Origin of the sequence: Sphingopyxis sp. (genome assembly GCF_025869345.1) — a bacterium.
Lineage (GTDB): Bacteria > Pseudomonadota > Alphaproteobacteria > Sphingomonadales > Sphingomonadaceae > Sphingopyxis.
In genome coordinates this window covers 1-14,379 of the sequence record NZ_JAOZVW010000117.1, presented here as the reverse complement: position 1 = coordinate 14,379, position 14,379 = coordinate 1, and the positions used below count along the sequence as shown (strand labels likewise).

At 64.5% G+C, this 14,379-nt stretch carries 19 protein-coding genes; 3 read left to right on the top strand and 16 right to left on the bottom strand.

Features of this window, described 5'->3' with window-relative positions:
* Positions 1–19: 19 nt before the first annotated feature.
* Entirely contained in the window at positions 20–445 is a 426-nt protein-coding gene (locus OJI97_RS11970) for a DUF2958 domain-containing protein (protein ID WP_297663768.1), read from the bottom strand.
* Positions 442–1,422, bottom strand: a complete 981-nt coding sequence (locus OJI97_RS11965; RefSeq protein ID WP_297663766.1) for a zincin-like metallopeptidase domain-containing protein — start codon at positions 1,420–1,422, stop codon at positions 442–444. The genes OJI97_RS11970 and OJI97_RS11965 overlap by 4 nt, the downstream gene beginning before the upstream one ends.
* Positions 1,423–1,927: 505 nt before the next feature.
* On the opposite strand from OJI97_RS11965, the gene OJI97_RS11960 reads away from it, so the two are divergent.
* Positions 1,928–2,320 carry a nuclear transport factor 2 family protein gene (locus tag OJI97_RS11960; RefSeq protein ID WP_297663764.1) on the top strand — a complete coding sequence of 131 codons (393 nt, stop codon included), beginning with the start codon at positions 1,928–1,930 and terminating at the stop codon, positions 2,318–2,320.
* A gap of 188 nt (positions 2,321–2,508) precedes the next feature.
* Entirely contained in the window at positions 2,509–3,522 is a 1,014-nt protein-coding gene (locus OJI97_RS11955; RefSeq protein ID WP_297663763.1) for a hypothetical protein, read from the top strand.
* Positions 3,523–3,557: 35 nt separating this feature from the next.
* Here the strand turns inward: OJI97_RS11955 and OJI97_RS11950 are convergent, their stop codons facing one another.
* The 7 genes from OJI97_RS11950 to OJI97_RS11920 all read right to left on the bottom strand — a co-directional run bounded on the left by OJI97_RS11950 (position 3,558) and on the right by OJI97_RS11920 (position 6,752).
* Positions 3,558–4,223 carry an SOS response-associated peptidase gene (locus tag OJI97_RS11950; RefSeq protein ID WP_297663761.1) on the bottom strand — a complete coding sequence of 222 codons (666 nt, stop codon included), beginning with the start codon at positions 4,221–4,223 and terminating at the stop codon, positions 3,558–3,560.
* Between the two features lie 16 nt (positions 4,224–4,239).
* The gene (locus tag OJI97_RS11945) at positions 4,240–4,755 is read right to left on the bottom strand and encodes an SOS response-associated peptidase family protein (RefSeq protein ID WP_297663759.1); all 516 of its coding nucleotides are present in this window, start codon (positions 4,753–4,755) and stop codon (positions 4,240–4,242) included.
* Between the two features lie 10 nt (positions 4,756–4,765).
* Positions 4,766–5,095 carry a hypothetical protein gene (locus OJI97_RS11940; RefSeq protein WP_297663758.1) on the bottom strand — a complete coding sequence of 110 codons (330 nt, stop codon included), beginning with the start codon at positions 5,093–5,095 and terminating at the stop codon, positions 4,766–4,768.
* Positions 5,096–5,111: 16 nt separating this feature from the next.
* Complete coding sequence (locus OJI97_RS11935) at positions 5,112–5,306, bottom strand: DUF6771 family protein (RefSeq protein WP_297663757.1); 195 nt, start codon at positions 5,304–5,306, stop codon at positions 5,112–5,114.
* A 102-nt stretch (positions 5,307–5,408) separates the two neighbouring features.
* Complete coding sequence (locus tag OJI97_RS11930; protein ID WP_297663756.1) at positions 5,409–5,987, bottom strand: lytic transglycosylase domain-containing protein; 579 nt, start codon at positions 5,985–5,987, stop codon at positions 5,409–5,411.
* Positions 5,975–6,538, bottom strand: coding sequence for a S26 family signal peptidase (locus OJI97_RS11925; protein ID WP_297663754.1), 564 nt, complete (start codon positions 6,536–6,538; stop codon positions 5,975–5,977). The genes OJI97_RS11930 and OJI97_RS11925 overlap by 13 nt, the downstream gene beginning before the upstream one ends.
* A complete protein-coding gene (locus OJI97_RS11920; protein WP_297663752.1) occupies positions 6,531–6,752 on the bottom strand; it encodes a helix-turn-helix domain-containing protein in 222 nt (73 codons plus the stop codon). The genes OJI97_RS11925 and OJI97_RS11920 overlap by 8 nt, the downstream gene beginning before the upstream one ends.
* 188 nt (positions 6,753–6,940) lie before the next feature.
* Here OJI97_RS11920 and OJI97_RS11915 point away from each other — a divergent pair, with 188 nt between their 5' ends.
* Positions 6,941–7,189, top strand: a complete 249-nt coding sequence (locus tag OJI97_RS11915; RefSeq protein ID WP_297663750.1) for a helix-turn-helix transcriptional regulator — start codon at positions 6,941–6,943, stop codon at positions 7,187–7,189.
* Between the two features lie 5 nt (positions 7,190–7,194).
* Here OJI97_RS11915 and OJI97_RS11910 read toward each other — a convergent pair whose 3' ends face one another.
* From OJI97_RS11910 to OJI97_RS11880, 7 genes are all read right to left on the bottom strand, one after another.
* Positions 7,195–7,935, bottom strand: a complete 741-nt coding sequence (locus tag OJI97_RS11910) for a DUF2285 domain-containing protein (RefSeq protein WP_297663748.1) — start codon at positions 7,933–7,935, stop codon at positions 7,195–7,197.
* Between the two features lie 11 nt (positions 7,936–7,946).
* Positions 7,947–8,825, bottom strand: a complete 879-nt coding sequence (locus OJI97_RS11905) for a phytanoyl-CoA dioxygenase family protein (RefSeq protein WP_297663745.1) — start codon at positions 8,823–8,825, stop codon at positions 7,947–7,949.
* A gap of 12 nt (positions 8,826–8,837) precedes the next feature.
* A complete protein-coding gene (locus OJI97_RS11900) occupies positions 8,838–9,449 on the bottom strand; it encodes an acyl-homoserine-lactone synthase (protein WP_297663743.1) in 612 nt (203 codons plus the stop codon).
* Between the two features lie 63 nt (positions 9,450–9,512).
* Positions 9,513–10,262, bottom strand: a complete 750-nt coding sequence (locus OJI97_RS11895) for a LuxR family transcriptional regulator (protein WP_297663741.1) — start codon at positions 10,260–10,262, stop codon at positions 9,513–9,515.
* Positions 10,263–10,454: 192 nt separating this feature from the next.
* Positions 10,455–10,895 carry a DUF2147 domain-containing protein gene (locus OJI97_RS11890; RefSeq protein ID WP_297663740.1) on the bottom strand — a complete coding sequence of 147 codons (441 nt, stop codon included), beginning with the start codon at positions 10,893–10,895 and terminating at the stop codon, positions 10,455–10,457.
* 20 nt (positions 10,896–10,915) lie between these two features.
* The gene (locus OJI97_RS11885) at positions 10,916–11,773 is read right to left on the bottom strand and encodes a metal-dependent hydrolase (protein ID WP_297663739.1); all 858 of its coding nucleotides are present in this window, start codon (positions 11,771–11,773) and stop codon (positions 10,916–10,918) included.
* Positions 11,774–11,974: 201 nt separating this feature from the next.
* Positions 11,975–14,379, bottom strand: a 2,405-nt coding sequence (locus OJI97_RS11880; RefSeq protein ID WP_297663737.1) for a TonB-dependent receptor, incomplete at its 5' end; no start/stop codon positions are given.

Sequence of the window (14,379 nt, the reverse complement as noted above, 5' to 3'; positions counted from 1 at the left end):
CGGCGAGACGCGCCGCGCGTTATCCGCCGTCTGGCGGCGGAATCTCGCCGTCATTCTCCGCGCGCGCGAGGCGGCGGAACGCCGTTTCGGCGGCAAGGATCGAACCGGCGCGGCGCGACCATGACGCCCATGTCGAAAGCGGATGCGCCGTCATAAAACCGATATCGCGCTCGATGCCGAGGCCGAGGGGCAAGCGGGCGCTCGCCAGTTCGGCGAGGCTGAAAGTGCCGAGTTCGGGACAACCGAACCCCAAGTCGGCGAGGCCGAACAAAGTGTCGCCATCGGCATAAAGCTCGGTCGCAAGCCATGTCGCCGCGCCGACCGGATTGAAGAATTTTACCAGCGGAACGGGGTCGGGTTCGGAAAGGCCCTGCTGGAGCGCATCGTGGTGCGCGGCGGCATTGCCGCGCAGCGCGGCGTGAAGGTCGGGGGTCAGGAGCATCATGCCGCTGCCCTCCGCAATGTCTTGGCTTCGCTCGCTTCGGCATGGCGCGCGAGCAACCAGTCGGCGGCCTTGCTCGCCTGGCTCGCGGCGCGGAAGATCGCGCGATTGTCCTCGCGCAGCACGGCAAGCCAACTGCCGAGGTAATCGGCGTGGCGGACGGTCGGGACGATGCCGAGCGCGGCGCACAGGAAGGCGCTGCCCATTTCGGCGACCAGTTCCTCGCGGGCATAATCCTTGCTGCCGAATGCCCCCGTCAATTTGCGATTCAGCCGCGAGGCGTGGCCGCTGGCGTGACAAAGTTCGTGCAGCGCGGTGCGGTAATAATTGATCTGATCGAAGAAGGCGGGCTGCGGCGGAACCTGCACATAATCTTCGCTCGGCACATAATAGGCTTCGTTGCCGCCGATGCGGAACTCGACCCCCGACGCGGCGATGACCTCCTCGGCGACGGGCACGATCTCGCGTTCGGGCAGCGGCGCGGACCGATCGGGCGCGTCGGCGGCGAGGCCGGGGCGCAAGCCTTCGCATTGCGCGATATTGAACAGGGTGAAGCGTTTGAGGAAGGGCACGGCGCGCGCGTCCTCGCCGGTCTGGCGGGCGCGTTCCTTCTCGGCTTCGGGGGTGAAGCGGTCGGCATAGACAACGGTCGTGCCGCGCTCGCCCTTGCGGACAGCACCGCCCGCTTGGACGGCTTGCCGGAAGGTTAGCCATGATTGCGACGGCCAGCCGCGTTCGATCACCGCGCCCCAGAGGATGAGGATGTTGATGCCGCTGTAGCTGCGGCCGGTCAGCGCGTTGCGCGGAAGGCCGGCGGCGGCCCCATCGGGCGCGCCCCAAGGCCGCACCCAAGGGAAGCGCCCCGCTTCCAGTTCGGCGATGATGCGGCCTGTCACCTCGTCGTATAGATCGGCGCGGGTCGCCGGGGCCGTTGCCCCTCCGGCCTTGCGGCGCGCGCGGGCGGTGCGGGTCTGGCGCATGACTATCCTCCAAGACCGCCCCAAAATCCCATGGCCTGCCCCGGAGCGGTGGTGGGCGGCGAGATGCGACCTGCCGGGCGCGGCTAGGAGGCGGGCCGCATCCGAAGGACCGGAACGCAGTGGAGGAGCCGGCGCAGCCGGCTTGCGGCACGCCGGGCCGCGCCCAGAAGGGAGCGCCGCCCACCGACGCGACCGGGGAAGGCCCACAAACACGCCGCCGCGCGGATCACGCGCGGCGACATCAGGCCGGGGCATGGCTCCGGCCCTGCGTCAGCGATCCCAGCCCGCATGGGGCGTGACGCGCGCAGCGCGGCCCGCCTTCGCTTGGTGCGCCGGCGGCGCGCCTAGCGAAGCTGAGCGCGGTCGCGCCGAAGGCGCGAGACGCCCATAGCCCGAAACCACCTACCCGGCTGGTGCTGCCATCGGCGCCCTACTCGAGCGGGTTGCTCCGTAGCGGCGCTTGTTCCACGATCGACGCGATGCGGAGCGTGGGGGATCATTGCCAATGAGCATCAGGCGGGAAATCGAACAAGCAGAGGAACGGCTTCGCCAGGCCATATTGACGAGCGATGTCGCTCGACTCGACGAGCTGCTCAGCGACACCCTGATTTTCACCAATCAGGATGGGGTGCGGCTTTCCAAACCGGACGACATGGCGGTCCACCAGTCAGGGCTTCTGAAGATCGACAGGCTCGACGTAAAAGGCGAAACGATCATTCGCGTCCTGGACAGCAGCGCCATCGTCTGCGTGACTGTCGAGCTCGCGGGCACCTATGACGGAAACGCATTCAGCGGGGTATTCGCATATACGCGGTTCTGGCACCACGATGAAGACCGATGGCAGATCGCCGCGGCGCATTGTTCGTCTGTCAGTGAAGACGGGCGGACTGATGGTTGATGTCGGATCGAGCGACCGACTGAACCGAGCGTTTCATACTGCCCCGCATCAACTATGGGGTCGCAGCCGTGACGGCCAAGTGTGGGTGCGCTGGCCGAGGACGGGAAGGCCCTTGCAATGCCATTGCGCCGCAGACGGCGTTGCGCACGCCGAGGGAAGTCATTCAATCTTTGCAGTGGGGGCATCAGATGCAGATCGTATGCAGTCAGCCTGAATGTAACGCCGCTTTTAGGCTGTGGGCGGACGCCCTCATCGAAAACACCAAGCTGACCGACGAGGGATGGTTGATCGAAGGCAAGGGCGTGCTGTTCACCAACTACGGTCACGGCGATCCCGGCGAGATCACGAGGGAGGTGATGTTGGGTTTCGATCCGGACACCGGCGCCTCCACCGTCAAGATCGTGCAACCCAAGGCGGCCAGACGCGATAAGGGGCCGGTAACTGTTCTCGCGACTGACGAGGCGGGCCAGAGATATCTGCTTCGTGAAGGCCGTCTGCAACGAAACAAGGTTTCTGCGTTCATCAAGGAGAAGTTCGCCGAGTTGAGTGGGCTGTCGGAAGTGCCGCTGATGGTGGATGGACAGCGATCGGCCCGACACTGGTATGTCGTTGCAAACCTTGATGCCGAACCCGCCGAGATCGTCGCGCAGGCCGCTGATTTCTCCAATGCTTGCGCGCGCGCCCGAACCCTCGCCGGCGGCGGGAAACGCTCGGTCGATCAGGATGACGAAGCCGAAGACCAAACGAGGCCGACTTACGGCATGGACGAAAAAGGGCGGATAACAACGCGCTCACGTCCCGGCGGCTCGGTCGAGGTCTGCGAGTTGCAAGGTTATGTATACAAGGCGCTCAAGAAGATCGTCGGCGACGATCTGAAGAAACCGAAACGCCATGGCTACTGCGTCGATGGGATGGTCGAGCCGGCCAACTTGCTCATCGAGATCAAGACCGGAACCTCCGCGCACTGCATCTATGAGGCCGTCGGACAGCTTCGCCTCTATCCCCACCTCATCGGCATTCGCGACAAGCCCGAGCCCGCGCTGCTTCTGCCCGACCAAAAGGCCCTGAAGCCGGCGATGGTCGCTGCGCTGGCAGCCGAAAGTATCTCCGTTTTCACTTACTGCATTGACGACAGCGGCAAGAAACCGCGCATCACGTTCTCTGATGCGCTGATCGAACGGTGTCGGCGGCGGGTGCGCTAGATCCGCTGCCGCTGACGCTCAGGCCGGGAACGCGTTCAGCCGAGCGGCAAAGCCGCCTGCGCCGAACCGCCGCGCGCCGACCAGGGCTCGTCGGTGCGCTCGACCGCCAACCGCGCAGCGGGATATTGCCGCACCAGCGCCAGCGCCTCGGGTGCGGTCGCATGGAGCCAGGCGTCGTGCTCGTCGGGTCGCAGGATAACGGGCATGCGGTCGTGGATGTGGAACAGTTCTGCAGTCGCATCGACCATGACGCCGGTATAGCAGTCGCCCCATTCGTCGGTCGGACGCCAGAGGCCCGCCCAGGCCGCGAGTGGCTGATCGGTTACGCTGATCCAGGTTTTCGTCATCGCGCCCGCCGGGCCTTCGGCTTCGGCAAAGGCGGTGAAGGGAATGAGGCAGCGGTGGGCGGGCTGCGCGAACCATTCGCGCCACATACCGAATGGCGACATGAGTTTGTCGTCGCGCGCGTTATTGACCGGGGTGGGCTTGTTGGGCGCGCCGGTCCGCTTGCTCACGGAATGGCGAGGGAATCCCCAGGTCATCGCGTCCATGACGCGCGCGCCGCCTTCCTCGCGCACGACGAAACCGGTCCCGCCTTTCCAGACGTCGCCGGGCGCGGCATTGGTCGCCTTCGGCCGGCGCGCGCGAAAGGCCGAAGCCACCTCGTCGATCGACGCCTTCATCGTCACCAGATTGCACAAGGCGGCGGACGCTCCTTCAGGTGGCGCCGGTCAGCAGTTCGTCGAAGTTCGGCTGGATCGGCGGCATGACAAGGAAGCTATCCTTGGGGAAGGTCCGCAAGATGTCCAGCGGGTCGCGCTCCTGCATCAGCCAGTCGAACCAGTCGTCGGGCCGGACGACGGCGACATGGCGATCCTTGAGCGGTACGAGATCGGGATAGGCCGGCACGGTGAGCGCGGCGAAGCTGTCGGGCCATTCGCGCCCGCCGGGGCGCCAGACGCCGGCGATGCAGAAGAAAGGCTCGTCGGTGACGAGGCTCGCGGCATAGAGGGTCTTGCCGCGCCGGACGAGGCCGAACTCGTTGGCGAGCAGCAGGCAGGGCCGGTCGATGATCGCGGTTTCGGATTTGAGTAGCGGGATCTCGAAGATATCGGGATCGCGCGAGGGCAGTCCCCAATGAAGCTCGACCTCGCGTTCGGCGTCGCCGTCCCAAATCATGACGCGGTGGCGCTTGCCGATGCCGATCAGCGCGTCGTCCGTCTCGACGTCCATAGGCTATCGCCTAGCAGCGGAAGCGGCGAACCGCGCGCTTCCATTCGTGATCGGGCGGATATTCCAGCTCAATGTCATCGACCGATTGCCGGACGAGCTCGAACTTGACGGGCCGCACCCGCCGCCCGGTGCGCCATTTGCAGCGGATGCACCAGAAGCGCGCGAGCGCCTTTTCGAAGCGGACATCCCAGCCGCGGCGCTCGAAGCGCCACCAAAGGCCGTGCGGGTTGAAGGCGGTGCTATGGCCGCAGCGACAAACGGGCTTGACCGCATAATGCCAGGCCGCTGCCTCGAAGAGATTGGTCGCGAGGCGCGTTCCATCGGCGGTCCATCGACCCACGGCATGGCGCGCCCGGTCACAACGGGAGGGCCGGCTGTTCGGCCGCGGACGCGCCCACGCCGCCGGTCTCGATCGCGTCGATGATGATACGCGCCAGCTCGTGCGCGGCGTCGGTCCGAAGGTGCGGCTTGGGCGCGGTAATTCCGACGCGCGCCCAACCGGGCGCCGTGAGGATGGTTTCGACGATTCGACTCGGGTTGATCTGTTCCATGTGCCAATGAGAACATAGAGAGAACAACAAGACAAGACGGATCGCGACGAGCCGAAAGGCGGCGGCGCTCGGGCCGCTTCCGATGCCCGCGATTTTCGGCAGTTAGCGGCGAATAAAAAAGATGGGCGGCGCGGCCTCGCGCGCCTCGGCCTCGGTGTCGGGCCGCTGCCGGACGGCGAACAGGCTGCTGCGCGGCGTCGCCATCGGCGATCCGCGCTCGCCCGCGACGCGCCCCATATAGGCGCGGGTTTCGCCGGGAAGCCGCGATCGTCCGGCAAGCCAGGCCGAATAGCGCGCCGGTCCCGCATTATAGGCACCGAACAGGCCCGGATAACCGAAGCGGTCATACATGAGCCGCAGATAATAGGTGCCGGCCATGATATTGTCGCGTGGCGCGTGCGGATCACTCCCCAGCCCGAGCCGCGACCGCATGTCGGCCCATGTCCCCGGCATGAGCTGCATGAGACCCATCGCCCCGGCGCGGCTGACGATCGGGCGGCCATCCAGCATCGTCCGCCCGCCGCTTTCGGCGCGCATGACGCGTTCGATCCATTCAACCGGCACGCCATAGCGAGCTGACGCCTCGGCGATATAGGGCTGCCAGCGATTGATCGACTGCGCCTCGACAGGCGACGCCGCGAGCAGCGCGAGCGCGGCGAGCGCGATCTTCAACGCCGCCATAAGAGCCGTGCCTTGCCGACAATATCGCCCGCGCCGGTGATGCCGAAATAGCGCCCGTCGAACGAAGCGGCGCTGTCGGCCATCAACAGGAAATACTCCCCCGGCCCAAGCGCGACGCAGCCCGACCACCACGGCATCGGTCGCCCGGCGCCGTCGCGATCGAGGCGGCGCGCGACAAGATGCCCGTTGACGGTCACGCGCGCGCCAGCGGTGCAAACCTCGTCGCCCGGCACGGCGGCGACGCGCTTCACCAGCGGCACATTGCCGGGAAGATAATGGCGGCGCGCCGCGAGCATCCGAAACTCATCGGGCACGCGCGCGATCACCATGTCGCCGCGCGCGAGCGCTGCACCGTCACCAACCGCATAAAGCCCGACCGGCGCGCTGGCGCTGGCGTTCCACACCAGGCGCGGGCGCGGCTCGACCAGCAGCGTCGTAGCGAGCGCGCTGGCGAGGCCGCCGAGCGCGAGGCTCCAGCCCCAAAGTCGCTTGAGGCGGGGAGGTCGCGAAAGCTCCGCCCCCGCCGGGCGCGGGTCTCCGCGTTCATTCATGGCGACCGTCCGCATCGGCGGTGCCGCGCGACCAGCTTTCAAGGTCGTCGGGATGATAATAGATGAGGCGTCCGTGACGACGGAAGCGCGGCCCCTTACCGCTGACGCGCAGCTTTTGCAGCTTGCGCCAGCCTATGCCGAGAAAATGGGCGGCTTGTGCCGTATTGAGATAGGGGCGCCCTGACGGCCCCAGACGGTTTCCATCGGTCGGCATCGCTTCCACGCTCCTGCTTTCAAGCTCGGCGCGGGGACTAGCGCGATGGGGGAGAGCGGCAGAGGCCCGCAATCGGCACCTTTCATTTTCGGGCCGGGCCGCAAAAATCAGCGTGAGGAGAATATTCCTCGCGCCCGCGTGATTATATTCTATGGAGTCGCGGGCCGATTGGCCGTGGTCATGCGGGCATGGAACGCCACGGCCGCAAGATACTTGCCGACAATTTGAAGGAGCTGCGCGACCTTCATGCGATGACGCAGGAGGATTTGGCGGGCGCGGCGCAGATCGACCGCAGTTCCATCAGCATGATCGAGCGCGAGAAATTTGCGGCATCGGTCGACATGATCGAAAAGATCGCTGGCGCCTTTCAGGTCGGGATCGACGAAATGCTCCAGCCCGGCCTCGCCGAGAGAACGCGCGAGCGCCTCGGCAAATAGCCGGATCAGGGAAAGGCGCCGGAGAGCCAGTCGGCAGGCATCGACATTGCCGCACGCCGGGCCGCTTCGACGAGGCGTTGGCTGCGCCGCCTCCACGGCGCGGCATTGACGCGCCAATTGGCAACACCGGCAGTTCCGAACAGAGCATCGGCGATGTCGCGCTGGGTGGCTCCGGCCTGGAGCGCGTCGTGAACACGCAGAACTTGGCTCCAGCGTTTGGCGCGCTGCTCGGCGGGAAAGTGGCTGGGCCGCCAACCGCAATCGCGCGCGAGCGCGATCAGGCGAGCGAGTGCGACGATTGCCGGGCTATCGAGCCGCGTGACATGCACGGTGAGCGCGACGGGATCGCCGCATAAGCTGCCAGTGCGAATATCGAGCCGAAGCGGCCGTGCAGCCGTTCCGAACAGCCAATGCTCACCCTCTGCGCTTATCGCCATCATGCGCTTCTCCCGCACGCGCGACAGGTCGAAATTGCACTTGTCCAGCGCGCAGCGCCGCGCGGTCGCAGTCAGGAGGAAGGGATCGGTGTCGGCGGTCCAGAGAGGGGAAGCGGTGCGGGCATCGGCCGTAAAGACTGGCCGATTGCGAAGGCCGCAGGCCAGCGCAGTGGCGTCCGCATCGCTGCCGGCCTGATAGTCGGCCCGCCGCCGCAGCCATTCCCAGGCGAAGGCGTGGCGCCCGCACTGATCTAGCCAGGCATAGGCGGCCGGGTCGCGCCAATCGGCGACGAGCCGACCGGCGGACATGGTTCGTCTCGCTATCCGCCCAAGATGCCCGCTCGGGCCGCCTCCTGTTCGGCGACATAATCGGCGATGGCTTCGGCCTGTTCGGGCCGCAGCGCGTCGATCGCCGCGAGGCCATCGATGTCGGGATCGCCGAGCAGAACCGACGGGCATTGCCCTTCGACATTGCCGAGGTTGGGTCGATGCTGGGCGTAGCCGACGAGCGCGGCAAGTTCGGGATCGAAGTGCCGCGCGACCTCGGGCGGATAGACGAGATATTGATTTTCGAAGGTTCGCAGCCAACCGAGGCAATAGCCGACGATCACCGCGCGCCGCACCGCATCCGATACATTGGCGCCGGCACCGTGGACGATCGAACCGAGGAACAACAGCGCCGAACCGGGCGCCATTTCTGCAACGAGCGGCGCAATGACGGCGGGGTCGGCCGCCTCGTCGCGGTGGCTCCCCGGCCAGAGCCGCGTCGCGCCATTGTCGGCGGTGAATGGGTCGATCGGCCAGATGACGTTGAGCTGATACTCCATGCCGGTCTTGTCGCCGCCCCATAAATCCTGATCGCGGTGCGGCGCCTGCGCGAGCGCGCCGGGATGGATCTCGACCGCCTGCGTCAGATTGAGGGCGATGCGGTCGCACCATGCACCGAGGATCGTATCGGCGATGGTGCGGATCAGCGGATGCTGGACGAGCGTAGCGGCATGACGCGAGCGACGCAGCAGCGCGCCGAACCGCTTGGTCCGCGCGCCATAGAAGCCGCCTTCGCAAAAGGGCGTCGTCTCGAACCGCGGCGCCAGGTCGGTCTCGAGTGCGGTGACGGTATTGGGCGACAGGACATTCTCGACGATGCAATAGCCATCGGCGAGCAGCATCGCGGCGCAGCGGGCGGGATCGTGCGTCATCGTCACTCTCCCTCAAGCCAGTTCGGCCGCGACGGGCGCGATCGTGTCCGGCGTATAAATGCCGGTCGCGGCGAGCAGCGCCGGCGTGTCGGAATCGAGGTCGAGACGGAAGGCTCCGATCGAACTGCCCCGATGGTTGCGGGCGGGGCCGAGCGGCGCTGCGCGCCAGCCCATCGCGAGGATGGTTTCGCGAAAAACCGCGGTGACGACGCCGGTCAGCACCGACACGCCCGAATGCAGTGCATGATCGACCGTCGCCGATATGAGGCGGTTGCGGACGGCGCGCCGCTCCTCGCGGCCGAGCCGTTGCGGCAGGCATAGCCGGGTGATCTCCATGACGTGCGGTCCATGCGGGATGGCGCCATCGCAAAGCCCCGCAAAGTGATCGCCCAGCAGGTGACGCCGTGTCGTCGGTAGAAGTCGCATCGACGCGGCATGGTGGCCATCCGCATCGACGGCGATCAGATAATGCGCGTCGTCACCGTCATATTGGTCGAGTTCATATCGGCCAGCGACGACCGGCACGTCCCAGCCGAGCTGGTCGACGAATTGCTCTTTGCGGTCGCGGAACATCGACGCGGCGAGCGGATCGGCGAGTGAATAGCCGTGGCGGATATGGATCATGGCAATGGCTCCCTTGATTGTTTCCATCAAGGGAGCAGGCGAGCGCGAAAGCGGTAAGTCCCATTACTGGGAGATTGAATCATCGAGGCCAATCAGCCCGGCGCGCTGCGCCACGCGGGCAAGTTCCGTGCGGCTGCACACGCCGAACATCCGCCGAAGGTCGCGCATGTAGGTGCGAACCGTGTTGAGCGTGAGGCCCATGATGAGCGCGATCTGCGCATCGGTGCGACCGATGACGGCCCAGCGAAGGCATTCGAGACGGCGTGCGTTGATATGGGGAACATCGGTCACCTCGATGGGAACTGGATAGCCGTTCACTCGCCGCGCCTCGGCAAAGGCTTCGTCGGCGATCCAGGCCGCGGCGCGGCATAATGCTGGCGACGGAAGTTCGCTCGCGTCGGTCGCGAAGGTGCAGCATCCGGCAGGTTCACCCGGAACCGAAACCGGAACGGTCAAACCGATACGCAGTCCGTGCCGGACGGCTTCATCCAAAATCCGGACCTGCTTCGGATCAGGCTGCAAAGTCCGGCGCATTTCATTCCAGGTGAAGGGCCGGTTGGTTCGCTGCGAGGTGAGCAGCGCGGGATCGTGCAGATAATATCTTCGGGCGACGAAGATCTCGCCCCACTCGTCAAAATTGTGATGGAAGATCAGGCGGCGTCCAGGGCGGATGAACCAAGAGGCGTGAACGATCGCGAGCCGGTTGAAGCCGAGTTCGCCGGCAGCCGCGAGCGTATGGTCGAAGATTTCGGTTGCGCTGCGTGCGGCGCGGACCCGCCGTTCGTGATACCGGATCAGCCGGTCGAGCGACATGACCGTGGACCGGGTTCGCCGCGGTCATAACGACCGGCGGCATAGAATATATTCCACAGAATGAAGCGGATCGGTGGTCCAGCCGATCGGTTCGGGATCGCCCCTAGCGCGCCCATCCTTCATGCGCGCGGGGCGCAATCACCAAGCCGCGGTGCAACACCGCGAGGCGGCTACGGACGGCCGCCGCGAAGGTCAGCGCACGCGCGTCCAGACCTTCGTTCGGCAGAAGATAGCTGCCTTGCAACCTTTCACCTCCAGCTTGCCATCGGGGCGGAGCGTCAGATAGGCCTTGGCCGCGCCATCCCCGGTCTCGGGGTCATAGACCGGCCCCCCCTTCCATTCGCGCGGACCGCCCGCAAAGCCGTGCAGGACGACCAGCCCCTTCAATCGGCGGTCGCGCAGCTTGGGATCGGGGTTGCGTTCATCGCGCTGATCGGGGTTCGCCCGGATGCGGGTCGCATCGACGATCTTGCCGCAGAGGGCCGCCCCGCAGGTGTATATCTGGACGCGGCCCCCCTCGCTGCCGGTCGCCCAGATACCGGCGATGCCTTGCCCTGACGGAGCGGCCTCTGCGGTGACGATGCCCGCAGCGCCAAACGCAACCGCCGCGAGCATCGCCGTTCCTGCAATCATCGCCCTTCGCATCGGGCCGCTCATTTCGGCATGGGAGCCACAAGCGGGGGCGAAAGGGTCGCAAGCGCGCGTTGCGCCAGCGCCCGGTCGTCGTGCTGCCATGGATGGAAGTTCGGTCGGAAATAGGCGAACAGGTCGCGGAGCAGCAGGCGCATCAGGCCGGGCTTTCCATAGAGATAGGCGAGTAACCCGCCCCACGTCCGCAGGTTGTTCTTGCCGTCCTGCCGCAACAGGTCGGCGGTGTTGCGGAACACGACATAGTGAAAGCGGATGCCCGCCGCGAGCATGGTGAAGGACCGCAGCGTCCATCGCCGGAACGGCGACCGGCTTCTCATGGCGAGCAGCAGCGTATCATAGGCGACCGCCTTATGCTCGATCTCCTCGATGGCGTGCCAGCGCCACATGCGCTGCGCCTCGGCATCGGCGCCGGCGAGATGCGCGGGGTCGGCCAGGATCGCGTTGGCAAGCGTCGCGGTGAAATGCTCGAGCGCGCAGGTTCCGGCAAGCTGCATCAGCGGCGGACGCTTCTTCGCCCATGCGATTGTCCGGGCCGCACGGTCCTCCGATGATGTGAGGTCATAGCCCGCATCCCGCGCCTGTCGGTTGAAAAAGACATGCTCGCGCGAGTGGGTCGATTCCTGAAAGATGAAATCGTCGATCTGTTCGCGCAGGACTTCGGGCGCTTCATCGCGATAGTGGCGAACCGCCGACATGAAGAATTTTTCGCCGACCGGGAAAGTCGATGACAGCGCGTTATAAAAGGCGGTTCGCCCGGCATCACCGCCGTGCCACCAGCGACGCGCGGTCATGCCGCGACCGAATTTCCAGTTACGCTTTTCGATGACGAGGCCGGTCGGGGTCTGCGTCCTGTCGGTCATCATCTTCTCCTTCCTGCGATAAGAGGAAATGGGCCGCCGCACGGTGCCGGGGAAGGAACCGGGCGGCGGCCAGTTCTCTCGGAGAGAGAGTGCGAGTGAAAGCAGTCCGCTGGTCCCTCGGTCTGCGAAAAATCCGGGCCGATGCTTGCACCCGGGAGCAAGCTTGGCATCGGCCCGAGGTAGTTCCCCAGTGGAGAGGACCTAGAATTTCTTGGCGATGCTGAACCCGATGATGCGCGGATCGAGGGTGAAGACGTTGGTCGTCAGGCCGCTGTCGTCGCTGTTCAGGAAGGCGTCGGTAATCGGCGTCGAGTTGAAGACATTCTTCACATAAGCCTCGATCGACAGGTCGTCGGGACCATCGACGCGCAGCGAGATGTTGAAGTTCGTCCAGCTTCTCAGGCGGTCATAGGGGTTGAGGTTATAGACACGCGCCCAGCTCTTGGCCTGCCAATAGCCATCGCCGCGGATCGTAGCACTCCAATCGCCATCGAACGGGATGGTGTATTCGGCGCCGACATTGACCGTCCAATGCGGTGAATTGGGCAACTCCTTGCCGCCGAGGTCCGTATAGAAACCGCCACCGCCGTTGATTTCCGGGTAATTGGCCGGATCATAGAGTTGGCCGGTCGCGGGATCGGGCAACCGGGTCCCGCCCAGTCCGAAAATGCCGCCATACCCGCCGCACAGCTTCCAATATTCAACGACCTGATCCTTGGTCCGCACCCAGGATTCGGCATAGTGAAGCGGCACGACGCAGTTCGACGGCAGTTGCGGCCACGGTTTCACCACGACATAATCGGGATTGCCCAAGGTCCGGTTCATCGGGTCGATCGACTTTTCGCCCTTTCCGATGCGGGTCCTTAGATAGCCGATATTGGCGTTGAGGCGCAGCCGGTCGACGGGCTCGAACAGCGCCGACAGTTCGGCGCCCCACACCTTGGCGTCGAAATTCTCGTTGATCGCCGTGCGGTCGCGAATCTGCGACACCTGATAATTCATATAGTCATAATAGAAGGCGCTGGCATTGAGCGTCAGCCGTCCCCCCATCAGGACATTCTTGGTGCCGATCTCCAAGGCGTTGACGAACTCCGGCTCGAATGTCGGACCATAGTTGACGGCCGTAAGCTGCAGGACGGGGATGAAATTCGCCGCTTCCGCCGCGTCCTTCAATGCCGCCGGTACGAAACCCGCGTCGACCAATTGCTGCGCCGTGGCAAAGCCCGGAGTCGGCGGGTTCATGCCGCCAGCTTTGTAGCCACGACTATAGAAGGCATAGACCAGCGTATCGTCGGTGAAGCCGAGTTGCGGTTTCCAGTCGATGCCGGCGCGGCCGGTGAACTCGCCCCAGCTCAACTTGATGTCTGGTCCGGCCGGATATCCCTTACCGACCAAGCCGCCCGCCTCGATGGTAGGAGCCAGAAATAATTGGCTCGGCACCGGCGTGAAGGTCTTGCGGTCGCGCGTATAGCGCAGGCCCGCCGTCAGCTTCAGGTCGGGAGTGATCTCATAATAGGCCTCGCCGAACGCCGCCCAGCTTTCCAGCTTATAGGGGTTGGAAGAACGGAAATAATTATGCCCTTCACCGTCGATATTCTCGACCGGGTTGGGATCGATATAGGGGCAATATTCGGCTCCTTCAACAAGAGGAAGGCCTGCCAAAAATCCAATACTATCTTTATAGCATCCGTCGGTGCCCCCGCTGAATGGATACATCGACGCCACGGCTGTGAACAAATTGCTCATCACATAATAGTCGTTTTGAGTCCGGAATTTCGTGTAATTCCCGCCGATGCTGAAATTGAACGGCCCGTTGAAATCGGACTGAAGACGCAGCTCCTGAGCGAACTGCTTTGAATCGGCGGACGAGATGTCGAAGACCCCGAGCGTATCAGAACAACCGATCTGCGGATCGCACAATATCCCGCCGGGCGCGATTTCGCGCATACGACCCGGAACAAAGGAAACCACACCGCCAACGACTTGAGGGTCCACCCAACCAGATGTGTCATTGAAGATCGGCTGTGTATTGAAGCGGTTATAGTCCTGAAAACTGTAAACGCCGTCCCAGTTCCACGCGGTCTGTGAGGACAGGGTGAGACCATCGGCCAGATCGGCGTCGAGATTGAGTTCGAGCAGGTCCGATTTGGCGCGATAGATCGGATCCCGGAAGGATGCGATTTCGCGAAGATCGCGCGATTGCATCAGGCCGCCATAGGGATCGACGAGTTTGATGAGTGTCTCGCCTCCTCGAAGTACGGGATCCGGGCTTGAACTGGTTGGCGGCAAATATCCTTGGACAAAGATTGAGTTCGTTACCCCAAGACCAAAGACATAGCCGGTAGCGAGGCCATTGGGCGTGCCGAATGCATCATCATCGTAGAGGCTGCCTGCCTTGCAGCCGGTGCTGAACAAGGCCTGGCGTAAAGCCAATAATTTCGAATTTTGGATGTCAGTGGTTTGCCTTGCGGAAAGAGATGCGGACCCGACCATCTCCGGGCTGGCGTCACGATGGCAAAGCTGTTTGCCGGTGCGCGAGCGATTGTCGCTTTCGCGAAAGCGCTCCCAGATGAAATTGCCGCGCAGCCAGTCATTCTCGAAGCCGA

What these genes read in the sequence shown, in the direction of transcription:
- OJI97_RS11895 (WP_297663741.1), bottom strand. Translation starts at nt 10,262, where the DNA reads ATGTCGCTCGACCGGCTGATCCGGTATCACGAACGGCGGGTCCGCGCC.
- OJI97_RS11890 (WP_297663740.1), bottom strand. Translation starts at nt 10,895, where the DNA reads ATGATTGCAGGAACGGCGATGCTCGCGGCGGTTGCGTTTGGCGCTGCG.
- OJI97_RS11960 (WP_297663764.1), top strand. Translation starts at nt 1,928, where the DNA reads ATGAGCATCAGGCGGGAAATCGAACAAGCAGAGGAACGGCTTCGCCAG.
- OJI97_RS11920 (WP_297663752.1), bottom strand. Translation starts at nt 6,752, where the DNA reads ATGCCGACCGATGGAAACCGTCTGGGGCCGTCAGGGCGCCCCTATCTC.
- OJI97_RS11930 (WP_297663756.1), bottom strand. Translation starts at nt 5,987, where the DNA reads ATGGCGGCGTTGAAGATCGCGCTCGCCGCGCTCGCGCTGCTCGCGGCG.
- OJI97_RS11925 (WP_297663754.1), bottom strand. Translation starts at nt 6,538, where the DNA reads ATGAATGAACGCGGAGACCCGCGCCCGGCGGGGGCGGAGCTTTCGCGA.
- OJI97_RS11910 (WP_297663748.1), bottom strand. Translation starts at nt 7,935, where the DNA reads ATGTCCGCCGGTCGGCTCGTCGCCGATTGGCGCGACCCGGCCGCCTAT.
- OJI97_RS11900 (WP_297663743.1), bottom strand. Translation starts at nt 9,449, where the DNA reads ATGATCCATATCCGCCACGGCTATTCACTCGCCGATCCGCTCGCCGCG.
- OJI97_RS11905 (WP_297663745.1), bottom strand. Translation starts at nt 8,825, where the DNA reads ATGACGCACGATCCCGCCCGCTGCGCCGCGATGCTGCTCGCCGATGGC.
- OJI97_RS11965 (WP_297663766.1), bottom strand. Translation starts at nt 1,422, where the DNA reads ATGCGCCAGACCCGCACCGCCCGCGCGCGCCGCAAGGCCGGAGGGGCA.
- OJI97_RS11955 (WP_297663763.1), top strand. Translation starts at nt 2,509, where the DNA reads ATGCAGATCGTATGCAGTCAGCCTGAATGTAACGCCGCTTTTAGGCTG.
- OJI97_RS11915 (WP_297663750.1), top strand. Translation starts at nt 6,941, where the DNA reads ATGGAACGCCACGGCCGCAAGATACTTGCCGACAATTTGAAGGAGCTG.
- OJI97_RS11970 (WP_297663768.1), bottom strand. Translation starts at nt 445, where the DNA reads ATGATGCTCCTGACCCCCGACCTTCACGCCGCGCTGCGCGGCAATGCC.
- OJI97_RS11885 (WP_297663739.1), bottom strand. Translation starts at nt 11,773, where the DNA reads ATGACCGACAGGACGCAGACCCCGACCGGCCTCGTCATCGAAAAGCGT.
- OJI97_RS11945 (WP_297663759.1), bottom strand. Translation starts at nt 4,755, where the DNA reads ATGGACGTCGAGACGGACGACGCGCTGATCGGCATCGGCAAGCGCCAC.
- OJI97_RS11935 (WP_297663757.1), bottom strand. Translation starts at nt 5,306, where the DNA reads ATGGAACAGATCAACCCGAGTCGAATCGTCGAAACCATCCTCACGGCG.